Below are 13,769 nucleotides of genomic sequence, written 5' to 3'. Positions count from 1 at the left end.
CCTCCGATTCAGGACTCCCAGGCCGATATGAACGTGCGTGATGTGCAGCCCCCCGAGAGCACCCCTGGAGCGAAGCCGGGCACGCGGCCGGGGCTCAGGGCTCCTCTCCTGGTGCCGGTATCCCGGAACGTGGTGCCGCCGCTGTCCTTCGCGCAGCAGCGGCTGTGGTTCATCGAGCAGCTCGCGCCGGGTGGGTATGCCTACAACGTTCCGCTCGCCGCGAGGCTGTCGGGTCCGCTCGACGTGGCCGTGCTGGAGCGGAGCCTCGTGGAGCTCGTCCGGCGGCACGAGGCGCTGCGCACCACGTTCGTCCTGGTGGAGGGGCAGCCGTCCCAGCGGGTAGCTCCCGAGCCGGTGCTCCCGCTGCCCGTGGAGAGCCTGGAGGCCCTGCCCGAAGCGGAGCGTTCCCTCACCGCCCGGCGGCGAGCGGAGGAGGAGGCGCGGCGCCCGTTCGACCTGGAGCAGGGGCCGCTGGTGCGGGCGAAGCTGCTGCGCCTGTCCGCCTCGGAGCACGTGCTGCTGCTCACGCTGCACCACGCCGTGTGTGATGGCTGGTCGCTGGAAGTGATGGAGCGGGAGCTGTCCGGGCTGTACCGGGCCCTGCTCGCTGGCGAGGCCCCGGCGCTGCCCGCGCTCCGGGTGCAGTGCGTGGACCATGCGGTGTGGCAGCGGGAGTGGCTCGCGAGGGACGTGCTGGAGGGGCAGCTCGCGTGGTGGAAGCAGCGGCTCGCCGGGGCGCCACCGGTGCTGGAGCTGCCCACGGATCGGCCGAGGCCCCCGGTCCAGTCCCTCCAGGGGGCCGTGCTCACGGTGCCGCTCCCGCCGGGGCTCTCCGAGGCGGTGCGCACGTGGAGCCGCCAGGAGGGGCTCACGCCCTTCATGACGCTGCTGGCGGCCTTCCAGGTGCTGCTGTCGCGTTACAGCGGGCAGCGGGACATCGTGGTGGGCTCGATCATCTCCGGGCGCAACCGGCGCGAGCTGGAGGGGCTCATCGGCTTCTTCGCCCATACGCTGCCCCTGCGTGTGGAGGTGCCGGGCGAGCGGGGATTCCGTGAGCTGCTGCGCCGGGTGCGCACCTGCTGCCTGGAGGCCCATGCCCACCAGGACGTGCCCTTCGAGCAACTGGTGGATGCCCTCCAGCCGGCGCGCGACCTGAGCCGGCCGCCCCTGTTCCAGGCTTCGTTCACCCTCCAGACCGCCGCGCCCTTCTCCGCGCTGACCCTGCCCGGCGTAGCCGTGGAGGCGCTCGACTTCGAGCCCGGGGTGGCGAAGTTCGATCTCACGCTCTTCATGCGCGAGACCCCCAAGGGGCTGGTGGGCCTCTGGGAGTACAGCACGGCCCTCTTCGACGAGGCGACGGTGGCGCGGATGGCGGCGCACTACGCGCGGCTGTTGGCGGGGGCGCTCGCGAACCCGGAGCGGGCGCTGGCGGAGCTGCCGCTGCTCTCGGACGCCGAGCGGCACCAGGTGCTGGTGGAGTGGAACCCAGCACGGACGGAGTCTCCTCGCCCCGCCACGGTGCACGGGCTGTTCGAGGAGCACGCGGCGCGCCGGCCCGAGGCGGAGGCGGTGGAATACGAGGGGGAGCGGCTCACGTACTCGGCGCTCAACCGCCGGGCCAATCAGGTGGCCAGGTACCTTCGGCGGCTGGGGGTGGGGGAGGGGACGCGAGTGGGGTTGTGCGCCGAGCGCACGCTGGAGCTGATGGCGGCGATGCTGGGCATCCTCAAGGCGGGTGGCGCGTACGTTCCCCTGGATCCTTCGTATCCCGCGGAGCGCCTGACGTTCATGGTGGAGGACACGGCGGTGCCGGTGGTGCTGGCGCAGCCGGAGCTGGTGTCGAAGCTGCCGCCCATGAGCGCGACAGTGGTGCCGCTGGAGCGCTCCTGGGAGACGTTCGCGCACGAGGACGAGGAGAACCTCGGGGAGACGGGCGGGCCGGAGGCGATGGCGTATGTCATGTACACGTCGGGCTCGACGGGACGGCCCAAGGGCGTGTGCATCCCGCACCGGGGCATCGTCCGGCTGGCGCGCGACACCATCCATGTCCGGCTGACGCGGGAGGAGCGGGTCGCGCAGGTGTGCAACACCTCGTTCGATGCGTCGACGCTGGAGGTGTGGGGCGCGCTGCTCAATGGCGGGTGTCTGGTGGGCGTGCCGCGGGAGGTGGCGCTGTCCCCGAGGGTGCTCGCCGCGTTCCTGCGGGAGAAGCGGATCAGCGCGACGGTGTTGCCCACGGCGCTGTTCCACCAGGTGGTGGCCGAGTGTCCGGACGCGTTCCACACGCTGACGTACGTGGTGGCTGGAGGCGAGGCTCCGGAGCCGAAGGCGATGCGGATGGTGCTGGAGCGGGGCGCGCCGCGGTACCTGGTGAATGGCTACGGGCCGACGGAGAACACGACGGCGTCCACGTTCTTCGTGGTGGAGCGGGTGCCGGAGGGGGCGGTGTCCGTGCCCATGGGTACGCCACCGGCGAACGCGGAAGTGTACGTGCTGGACGAGCGGATGCAGCCGGTGCCGGTGGGGGTGGCCGGAGAGCTGTATGTGGGGGGCGAGGGACTGGCGCTGGGGTACCTGAACCGGCCGGATCTGACGGCGGAGCGGTTCGTGGCCCACCCCTTCAGTTCGAGGCCGGGAGCGAGGCTCTACAGGACGGGAGATCTGGCGAGGTACCTGCCGGATGGAAACCTCGAGTTCCTGGGGCGGCGGGACGAGCAGGTGAAGGTGCGCGGTTTCCGCGTCGAGCTGGGGGAGATCGAGACGGCGCTGGCGAAGCACCCGGGAGTAGGCGAGGCGGTGGTGGTGGCGAGGGACAACGGCGCCAGTGGCAATCGCCTGGTGGCCTATGTGGTGCCAACTTCCCCTCGCCCTCCGGGAGAGGGACGGGGTGAGGGTGCCACGGGCCCCGGGTTGAATCCCGAGGAGCTCCGCACCTGGCTCAAGCAGACCCTGCCCGTGCACATGGTGCCCTCGGCCATCGTGTGGCTGGAGGCCCTGCCCCTCACTCCCAACGGGAAGGTGGATCGCAAAGCACTGCCCGAGCCGGAGCCGGAAGCAGTGAGCACGGAGTACGTCCCTCCCCGGACCGCGCTGGAAGAGCTCGTCGCGGAACTCTGGGCCTCGTTGCTGGGCGTGCGGCGCGTGGGTGCTCACGACCACTTCTTCGAGCTGGGTGGGCACTCGCTGCTGGCGACGCGGGCCGTCTCGCGCCTGCGTGAGGTACTCCGGGTCGAGCTGCCCGTGCGCGCGCTCTTCGAGGCCCCCACGGTGGCGGAGCTCGCGCGGCGGCTCGAGCCGGCCGCCGAGCCGCATCAGGGGCCACGGCCTCCACCGCTCGTGTCACAGCCGGAGGAGGGGGCGCTGCCGCTGTCCTTCGCGCAGCAGGGGCTGTGGTTCTTCGAGCAGCTCGCGCCGGGAGGCTTCACGTACAACGTGCCGTACGTCACACGGCTCAGGGGCAGGCTCGAGGTGCCCGCGCTGGAGCGGAGCCTGGGGGAGCTCATCCGGCGGCATGAGGCGCTGCGGACGACATTCACCCAGGAGGCGGGGCAGCCGGTGCGGCGGATCGCCCCAGCGCTGACGTTCGCACTTCCGGTGGAGAGCCTGGAGGGGGCACTCCAACGGCGGGTGGAGGAGGAGTTCCAGCGCCCGTTCGATCTGGAGCGGGGACCCCTGTTCCGTGCGCTGTTGCTGCGGGTGGCGGCGGAGGAGCACGTGCTGGTGCTCGTGCTGCACCACATCGTCTGTGACGGCTGGTCCCTGGGCGTGCTCGCACGGGAGATGGCGGCGCTGTACCAGGCGTTCTCCACGGGGAGCGCGCCTTCCCTGCCGGAGTTGCCGGTGCGGTACTCGGACTACTCCCGGTGGCAGCGGGAGTGGCTGAAGGGCGAGTCGCTGGACTCACTGCTGGGCTGGTGGAAGCAACAACTGGCCGGGGTGCCTCCCGTGCTGGAGCTGCCGACGGACAGGCCCAGGCCTCCGGTGCAGACCTTCCGTGGCGCGATGATTCCGATGCGGCTGCCCGTGTCGCTCTCCAGGGCCCTCCGGGAGCTGAGCCGCCAGGAGGGGGTCACCCCCTTCATGACGTTGCTGGCGGGCTTCCAGGCCCTGCTGGCGCGCTACAGCGGGCAGAAGGACTTCGTGGTGGGCTCGCCCAGTGCGGGACGCACTCAGCGGGAGCTGGAGGGGCTGGTCGGCCTCTTCGTCAATACGCTCGCCCTGCGGGCCCGGGTCCCGGGGACGGAGAGCTTCCGGACGCTGCTCGGGCGCGTGCGTGAGGCCTGCCTGGGCGCCTACGCGCATCAGGAGCTGCCGGTGGAGCAGCTGCTCCACACCCTTCAGCCGATACGGGACCCGAGCCGTGCGCAGTTGTTCCAGGTGGTGTTCTCGCAGATCGAGCCGGCCCCCGTTCTTCCCCTGCCCGGAGTGGTGGCGGAAGAGGTGGCCTTCGAGACGGGGCTGGCGAAGTTCGACCTCAACCTGTTCGTGAGGGAAACGGAGGAGGGCTGGGAGAGCCTGTGGGAGTACAACACCGGCCTCTTCGACGAGGCGACGGTGGCGCGGATGGCGGCGCACTACGTGCTGCTGCTGGAGGGCGCCGTGGCGCGGCCGGAGCAGGAGGTGTCCGCACTGCCGCTGCTGACCGGGGAGGAGCGGCGGCGGCTGCTGGTGGAGTGGAACCAGACGCGGACGGAGTACCCACGCCACGCCAGCGTCCACGCGCTGTTCGAGGAGCAGGCGGTGCGCCGGCCCGAGGCCGTGGCGGTGGAGTACGAGGGGCAGCGGCTCACGTACGCCGAGCTGAACCAGCGGGCCAACCAGGTGGCGCGGACCCTGCGGGGATTGGGCGTGGGCGCGGGGACGCTGGTGGGCCTGTGCGCGGGACGCTCGGTGGAGTTGGTGGTGGCGACGCTCGGCATCCTGAAGGCCGGTGGCGCCTACGTCCCGTTGGATCCGTCGTACCCGCCGGAGCGGCTGGCGTTCATGCTGGAGGACACGGCGGTGACGGTGGTGCTGGCCCAGCCGGAGCTGGCCTCGGAGCTGCCCGCGGGTGGCGCCTTCATCCTGGAGCTGTCGCCGGAGGCCTTCGCGCACGAGCGCGGGGAGAACCTCGAGGAGACGGTGGGGCCCGAGTCCCTGGCGTACGTCATGTACACGTCGGGCTCGACGGGAAGGCCCAAGGGCGTGTGCATCCCGCATCGGGGCATCGTCCGGCTGGTGCGCGACACCCACTTCGTCCGGTTCACCGGGGAGGACCGTGTCGCGCAGATGTCCAACACCTCGTTCGATGCGTCCACCCTGGAACTGTGGGGAGCGCTGCTGAACGGAGGGTGCCTGGTCGGAGTGCCCCGGGAGGTAGCGCTGGCCCCGAAGGCGCTGGCCACGTTCCTGCGCGAGCAGCGGGTGAGCGCGATGTTCCTGACGACGTCGCTCTTCAACCAGGTGGCGGCCGAGTGCCCGGAAGCCTTCCTCACGGTGCGGCAGGTGTTGTTCGGCGGTGAGGCAGCGGACCCGAGGTGGGTGAGGACGGTGCTGGAGACAGGGAGGACCGGGACGCTGGTGAACGGGTATGGGCCCACGGAGGTGACCACCTTCACCTGCTGCTACGTCATGACGGAGCCCGGGCAGGTGGGGAACCCGATGCCCATCGGGAGGCCGATCTCCAACACGGTGGTGTACGTGTTGGACGAGCGGATGCAGCCGGTGCCGGTGGGGGTGGTGGGAGAGCTGTACGCGGGAGGAGACGGGCTGGGATTGGGGTACCTGAACCGGCCGGAGCTGACGGCCGAGCGTTTCGTGCCCCATCCGTTCAGCGAGGACCCTCGGGCGCGGCTGTACAAGACGGGAGACCGGGTCCGGTACCTGGCGGACGGAAGGCTCGAATACCTGGGCCGGCGGGATGCGCAGGTGAAGGTGCGTGGCTTCCGCATCGAGCTGGGAGAGGTGGAGACGGCACTCGCGAAGTACCCGGGGGTGGGCGAGGTGGCGGTGGTCGTGAGGGACACTGTTCCCAGCGGCAAGCACCTGGTGGCCTACGTGGTCCCAATTTCCCCTCGCCCTCCGGGAGAGGGACGGGGTGAGGGTGCCACGGGCCCCGGGTTGAAACCCGAGGAACTCCGCACCTGGCTCAAGCAGACGCTGCCCGAATACATGGTGCCGTCGGCCTTCGTGCGGCTGGAGCGTCTCCCGCTGACGCCGAACGGGAAGCTGGATCGCGAGGCCCTGCCTGCGCCGGAGGCGGAGGGAGCGGAGCGCGAGGAGTACGTGGCACCGCGGACGCGGATGGAGCAGTTGGTCGCGGACATCTGGGCGCCGCTGCTGAAGCAGCCGAGGGTAGGGGCTCGGGACGACTTCTTCGAACTGGGCGGACACTCGCTGCTGGCGGCGCAGGTGGCCACGCGGCTGCGTGAGGCGCTCCAGCGGGAGTTCCCGATCCTGATGCTCTTCGAGGCGCCCACGGTGGAGGCGCTGGCGGCGCGTCTCGAGGCACTCCCGGGAGCCACGGAGGAATCCGGAGTTCCCCCACTGGTCCCCGTGTCGCGGGAGGGGGAACTGCCACTGTCCTTCGCGCAGCAGCGCTTGTGGTTCATCGAGCAGCTGGAGCCCGGTGGGTTCACGTACAACGTGCCCTATGCCCTGAGGTTGCGAGGACGGCTCGACGTATCCGCATTGCAGCGGAGCCTCGGGGAGATCATCCAGCGGCACGAGACGCTGCGGACGACGTTCCTCCTGGTGGATGGACGGCCGGTGCAGCACGTCGCGCCGGAGCTGGCGCTGACGCTGGTGGTGGAAGACCTGGAGGGGCAGGAGGCCGGCGAAGCCACCCGGCGGGTGGAGCAGGAGGCACGCCGCCCGTTCGACCTGGTGACGGGCCCCTTGGTGCGGGCGAAGCTGCTGCGCGTGGCGGCGGAGGAGCACGTGCTGGTGCTCGTGATGCACCACATCGCGTGCGATCTCTGGTCCCTGAGCGTGCTGTCGCGGGAGCTGGAGACGCTGTACGCGGCGTACTGCTCGGGGACGGAGCCCACGTTGCCGGCGCTGCCAGTGCAGTACGCGGACTACGCGGCGTGGCAGCGGGAGTGGCTGAAGAGCGAGCGGCTGGAGGAGCAGTTCGAGTGGTGGAAGCAGCGGCTGGCCGGATCGCCGCCGGTGCTGGAGTTGCCGGCCGACAGGCCGAGGCCTCCCGTGCAGACCTTCCGCGGGGCGCACCTGACCATGCCACTGCCGGCGGGGCTGGCGGGGGCGGTGAAGGCGCTGAGCAACGAGGAGGGCGTCACGCTGTTCATGGCGTACCTGACGGGCTTCGAGGCCCTGTTGGCGCGCTACAGCGGGCAGACGGACCTGGTGGTGGGAACGCCCATCTCCGGGCGGAACCGGCGCGAGGTGGAGGGGCTGATCGGCTTCTTCCTCAACACGCTGGCGCTGCGGGTGGAAGCCTCGGGAGACGTGAGCTTCCGGGAGCTGCTGGGCCGGGTGCGCGAGTCATGCCTGGGCGCCTATGCGCACCAGGACATGCCCTTCGAGCAACTGGTGGACGCGCTCCAGCCGGTGAGGGACTTGAGCCGGTCGCCACTCTTCCAGGTGATGTTCGTCTACCAGACCGAGCTCACGGCGATGGCGCTGCCCGGGGTGTCCGTGAGCGAGCTCTCCTTCCAGCCGGGGATGGCGAAGTTCGACCTCACGCTGTTCGTGAGGGAGACGGCGGAAGGGCTGGTGAGCCTCTGGGAATACAACACGGACCTGTACGACGAGGCGACGGTGGCGCGGATGGCGGCGCACTACACGCGGCTGATGGAGGGAGCCGTCGCCGAGCCGGAGCGGAAGGTGTCGGCACTGCCGCTGATGGACGAGGCGGAGCGGCGGCGGGTGCTGGTGGAGTTCAACGACACGAAGGTGTTGTACGCCCCGGCCAACGGGGTGCACGAACTGTTCGAGGCGTGGGCGGACCGGACGCCGGAAGCGGTGGCGGTGAGCTTCGGGGAGGAGCGGCTCACCTATGGCGAGCTGAATCGGAAGGCCAACCGGCTGGCGCACCACCTGAGGAGCCTGGGGGTAGGGCCGGACGTGCCGGTGGGCCTGTGCGTCGGACGCTCGATGGACCTGGCTGTGGGCGTGCTGGGGATTCTCAAGGCCGGTGGCGCCTACGTGCCGTTGGATCCGGCGTACCCGGCCGAGCGCCTGGCGCTGATGCTCGGGGCTTCACGGGCGCCGGTACTGCTCACCCAGAAGCTACTGGGAGACACGCTGCCGGCCAGTGAGGCGAAGCGCCTGTACCTGGACGAGGAGGCGGCGGCCTGGGCGGAGTGCGCGGAGAGCAACCCGGAGACGGTGCCGGGGCCGGAGTCGCTGGCCTACGTCATCTACACGTCGGGCTCGACGGGAGTGCCGAAGGGCGTGGCGATGCACCACCGGCCGCTGCTCAACCTGATTCGCTGGCAGGTGGCGCGCTCGGCGGAGAAGCCGCGGACGTTGCAGTTCTCGGCGTTGAGCTTCGACGTGAGCTTCCAGGAGCTGTTCTCCACGTGGGGAGCGGGCGGAGAGCTGGTGCTCATCCCCGAGGAGCTGAGGCTGGAGGCGAGGGCGATGCTGGAGAAGCTGGACAGCGGCGGTGTGCAGCGGCTGTTCCTGCCCTTCGTGGCGTTGCAGAACCTGGCGGAGGAGGCGGACCGGGAGGGGCTGGCACCGCGAGCGCTGAAGGAAGTCATCACGGCGGGAGAGCAGCTGAGGGTGACGCCCGCGCTGCGCCGGCTGATGAAGAGACTGGGAGGGGTGCTGGAGAACCAGTACGGGCCCACGGAGACGCACGTGGCGACGGCGTACCGGCTGGAGGGAGACCCGGAGACGTGGCCAGAGGTGCCGAGCATCGGCGGGCCGATCTCCAACACGAGCGTGCACCTGCTGGACGCGCGGGGGGAGCCGGTGCCGGTGGGGGTGGTGGGGGAGCTGTACATCGGAGGTGCGGCGGTGGCGCGCGGTTACCTGCACCGGCCGGAGCTGACGGAGGAGCGGTTCATCCCGGACGGGTACAAGGCGAAGCCGGGAGGGAGGCTGTACCGGACGGGGGACTACGCGAGGTACCTGGAGGGCGGGAACCTCGAGTTCCTGGGGCGGAGGGACGCGCAGGTGAAGGTGCGCGGCTTCCGCATCGAGCTGGCGGAGGTGGAGTCGGCGCTGTCGAGACACCCGGCGGTGAAGGACGTAGTGGTCGTGGCGAGGGAGGACGGAGCGGGAGCCAGAAAACTGGTGGCCTACGTGATTACTTCCCCTCTCCCCCCGGGAGAGGGACGGGGTGAGGGTGCCACGGGCCCCGAGCTGAAACCCGAGGCTCTCCGCACCTGGCTGAAGAATCGTCTCCCCGAGTACATGGTGCCATCGGCGTTCATGTGCCTGGAGTCCTTCCCGCTGACGCCGAGTGGGAAGGTGGACCGAAGGGCGCTGCCGGAGCTGGAAGCAGAAGGCACGGGGCAGGAAGAGTACGAAGCACCCCGGACGGCACTGGAACAGGCGGTAGCGGAGATCTGGGCGCAGTTGCTGGGCGTGCGGCGAGTGGGCGCACACGACAGCTTCTTCGAGCTGGGTGGGCACTCGCTGCTGGCGATGCGCGTCACGTCACGCCTGCGCGAGGCGTTGAAGGTGGATCTCCCGGTGCGGGTGCTCTTCGAGGCCCCGACGGTGGCGGAGCTCGCGAGCCGGCTCGAGGTGCTCTCGCAGGCCAGGCCGGAGCCACGGCTTCCGCCGTTGGTACCCGTGCCGAGGCAGGGCGCGCTGCCACTGTCCTTCGCGCAGCAGCGCTTGTGGTTCCTGGATCGCATCCATCCGTCGAGTGCGCTCTACAACCTCGCGCTGGTACTGAGGCTGGAGGGGGTGCTCGACGTGGCGGCGCTGGAGCGGAGCTTCCAGGCGCTGGTGCAGCGGCACGAGGCGCTGAGGACCACCTTCCCGCAGGGCGAGCAGGGCGGAGTCCAGGTCGTCTCCGCGGCGATGGAGCTGCCTCTCGCGGTGGTGGACCTGCGCGAACTCCCCGAGGGCGCACGAGAGCAAGAAGCGCGGAGGCTGGCCAGCGGGGAAGTGGAGCGCCCGTTCGACCTGAAGACGGGGCCGCTCCTCCGGGTGACGCTGTTGCGGACGGGCGAGGCGGAGCACGTGCTGGTGATGGCGATGCACCACATCGTCTCGGACGGGTGGTCGATGGGGGTGCTCACCCGGGAGCTGAAGGCCCTGTACGAGGCCTTCGTGGAGGGCAGGGCGCCAGCGTTGGAGGCATTGCCCATCCAGTACGCGGACTACGCGACGTGGCAGCAGGCGTGGCTGCGGGGCGAGGTGCTGGAGTCGACGCTCGCCTGGTGGTGCGATCAGTTGCGAGGCGCGTCACCGGCCCTGGAGTTGCCGGCGGATCGCCCGAGACCCGCGCTGCAGAGCTACCGGGGCGCGGTCCATTACATGCACCTGCCCTGGGAGCTGGCCGAGGGGCTGCGGAAGCTCAGCCAGAAGGAGGGCGTGACGCTCTTCATGACGTTGCTGGCGGGCTTCCAGGCGCTGTTGCACCGCTACTCGGGACAGGACGACATCAGCGTGGGCTCGCCCATCGCGGGCCGTGACCACGCCGAGCTGGAAGGGTTGATCGGCTTCTTCGTCAACGTCCTGGTGATGCGGGCGAAGGTGAGGGGAGAGGCGTCCTTCCGGGAGCTGCTGCACCAGGTGAGGGAGGTGGCGCTGGGCGCATATGCGCACCAGGAGGTGCCATTCGAGAAGCTGGTGGAGGCGCTGAATCCCGTGCGCGACACCCGCCGTGCGCCGCTGTTCCAGGTGTCGTTCTCCCTGCAGAACGCCCCGTCGCCGGACCTGGCGCTACCGGGCATCGAGTCCCGTCCGGTGGAGCTGACGGGCCAGGTGTCGAAGTACGACCTGACGTTATCGTTGAGGGAGACGCAGGCGGGGCTGGAAGGCGTCGTCGAGTACAGCACCGACCTGTTCGATGCCTCCACGATCGTCCGGATGCTGGGGCATCTGCGGACGTTGTTGGAAGGCGTGGTGGCGGACCCCGAACGCCGCGTGGGTGAGTTGCCGTTGCTGGACGAGCAGGAGCGGCGGCGGCTGCTGGTGGAGTGGAACCAGACACGGACGGAGTACCCGAGGCACGCCAGCGTGCACGCGCTGTTCGAGGAGCAGGTGGCGCGCCGGCCCGAGGCCCTGGCGGTGGACTACGAGGGGCAACGGCTCACGTACGCCGAGCTGAACGCGCGGGCCAATCAGGTGGCTCGGGCCCTGCGGCGGCTCGGCGTGGGCGCGGGGACGCTGGTGGGCCTGTGCGCGAGGCGTTCTCCGGAGCTGGTAGCGGCGATGCTCGGTGTCCTGAAGGCGGGCGGCGCCTACGTGCCGTTGGATCCGTCATACCCGCCGGAGCGGCTGGCGTTCATGCTGGAGGATTCGGCGGTGCCCGTGGTGCTGGCCCAGCCGGAGCTGGCCTCGGAACTGCCCGCGGGGAGCGCCTTCGTCCTGGAGCTGACGTGGGAGGAGTTCGCGCACGAGAGCGGGGAGAACCTTAAGGAGACGGTGGGGCCCGAGTCCCTGGCGTACGTCATGTACACGTCGGGCTCGACGGGAAGGCCCAAGGGCGTGTGCATTCCCCACCGGGGTGTCGTCCGGCTGGTGCGCGACACCGACGCATTCCAGGTGACGGCGGAGGACCGCTTCACCCAGATGGCCAACACCTCGTTCGACTCGTCGAACCTCGAGTTGTGGGGCGCACTGCTCAACGGAGCGAGTCTGGTGGGCGTGCCCCGGGAAGTGGCGCTGTCTCCGAATGCGCTGGCCGCTTTCGTGCGCGAGCAGCGGGTGAGCGCGGTGGTCTTCACGACGCCGTTCTTCAACCAGGTGGTGGCCGAGTGCCCGGACGCATTCCAGACGGTGCGGTACGTGATGTTCGGAGGTGAGGCGGCGGACCCCGTGCGGCTGCGCGAGGTGCTGCGGCAGGGCGGAAACCCGAAGCTGCTGAACCTGTACGGGCCCACCGAGAACACGACGAACACGTCCTGGCACGAGGTGAAGGAGGTGCCGGAAGGCGCGGTGTCGGTGCCCATCGGCAGGCCGGTGGCGAACACGGACGTGTACGTGCTGGACGAGCGGATGCAGCCGGTGCCGGTGGGCGTCCCGGGAGAGCTGTACACGGGCGGAGACGGGCTGGCGCGGGGGTACCTGAACCGGCCGGAGTTGACGGCGGAGAAGTTCGTCGCGCATCCGTTCAGCACGGAGCCGGGAGCGAAGCTGTACCGGACGGGAGACCTGGTGAAGTACCTGCCGGACGGGAGGCTCGAGTTCCTCGGGCGGCGGGACGGACAGGTGAAGGTGCGAGGCTTCCGCATCGAGCTCGGCGAGATCGAAGCCGCGCTGGCGAGACACCCGGGAGTGAGCGCTGGCGTCGTCATGGCGAGGGATGACGGCCCGAGTGGCAGGTGGCTGGTGGCCTACGTGGTCCCCATTTCCCCTCTCCCCCCGGGAGAGGGACGGGGTGAGGGTGTCACGGGCCCCGGGCTGAACTCCGAGGAACTCCGCATCTGGCTGAAGCAGCGCCTCCCGGAGCACATGGTGCCTGCGGTCGTCGTGTTGCTGGAAACCCTGCCGCTCACGCCCAACGGCAAGGTGGACCGCAAGGCCCTGCCCGCGCCGGACTCACAGCGGGCGGGGTTCGGTGCCTCCTATGTCGCTCCCGAGAGTGGACTCGAGCAGTCACTCGCGGCCCTCTGGGCCGAGGTGCTCCAGTTGGATCGGGTGGGCGCGGACGACAACTTCTTCGACGTGGGCGGCAACTCGCTGCTGTTGCAGGCGGTGCACATGAAGGTGGAGGCCCTGGTGGGCCGCACGTTGCCCATGGTGGAGCTGTTCCAGTTCTCCACGGTGCGTACGCTCGCCGCGCGGCTGGCGGAGAAGCTCGGAGACGGCCGCGAGCCGGCCGCGCCGGAGCGGACGAGCTGCCTCGTGAGGCTCCAGGGGGGCTCTCCCGGGCCGGCGCTCTTCTTCCCGCACGCGATGGGGGGGCGGACGCTCTTCTACCGGGAGCTGGCGCGGCGCATCGCTCCCCACCGGCCCGCCTACGGCTTCGACGCGCCGGGGTTGGAGGCGGGAGGACTGGAGCCCACCACCATCGAGGAGATGGCCGCGCACTACCTCGAGCTCCTGCGTGCCGTGCAGCCCACGGGGCCGTACCTGCTCATCGGTGCGTCCTTCGGAGGGGTGATTGCGTACGAGATGGGCCGCCGTCTGTCCGCCGAGGGCCATGCGGTGCCGCTGTGCGCGCTGCTCGACTCGCCCGGCCCGGAGCACTTCCCTCCACCGCCCGAGGACGACGCCGTGCTCCTGGCGGGCATGGTGGCTTCCTGGGTGGACCTCCCGGCCGGAGCGCTGCGCGGACTGCCAGCCGAGGCACAGCTCCAGAAGGTGCTCGACGAGGCGGCCCGGAGGGGCATCGAGCCCCCCTTCCCGGACGTCGAGCGGGGCCTTCGCTTCCTCCGGGTGTGGAGGAGCCATGCGGAAGCCCTGCACCGGTACACCGCCCCGCGCTGGGAGGGAGGTGCGCTGCGGTTCTTCCGGGCCGCAGAGCTCCAGCCGGGGAGGCCGGCGCATCCGGAGCCAGGCTGGGCGGACCGGTGCTCGGAGGTGCGTGTCGAGGTCGTTCCGGGAGACCACGACAGCATGTTGCTCCCGCCGCATGTGGACGTCCTGGCGGCGCGGCTCCAGGAGTGCCTGGAGCGGGCCCTGGTCGAATGACTGTC

At 70.4% G+C, this 13,769-nt stretch carries 1 protein-coding gene; it reads left to right on the top strand.

Annotation, left to right across the window (positions count from 1 at the left end):
* Nucleotides 1-27 precede the first annotated feature (27 nt).
* Complete coding sequence (locus BO221_RS28815) at nucleotides 28-13,764, top strand: non-ribosomal peptide synthetase (protein WP_083681476.1); 13,737 nt, start codon at nucleotides 28-30, stop codon at nucleotides 13,762-13,764.
* Nucleotides 13,765-13,769: the final 5 nt, after the last annotated feature.

Source organism: Archangium sp. Cb G35 (assembly GCF_001896145.1).
Lineage (GTDB): Bacteria > Myxococcota > Myxococcia > Myxococcales > Myxococcaceae > Archangium > Archangium violaceum.
The sequence above is the reverse complement of the archived record's forward strand: the minus strand, read 5'-3'. Positions and strand labels throughout refer to the sequence as shown.

Excerpts from the sequence above, each read along its gene's own strand:
- BO221_RS28815 (WP_083681476.1), top strand. The coding sequence starts at position 28 with ATGAACGTGCGTGATGTGCAGCCCCCCGAGAGCACCCCTGGAGCGAAG.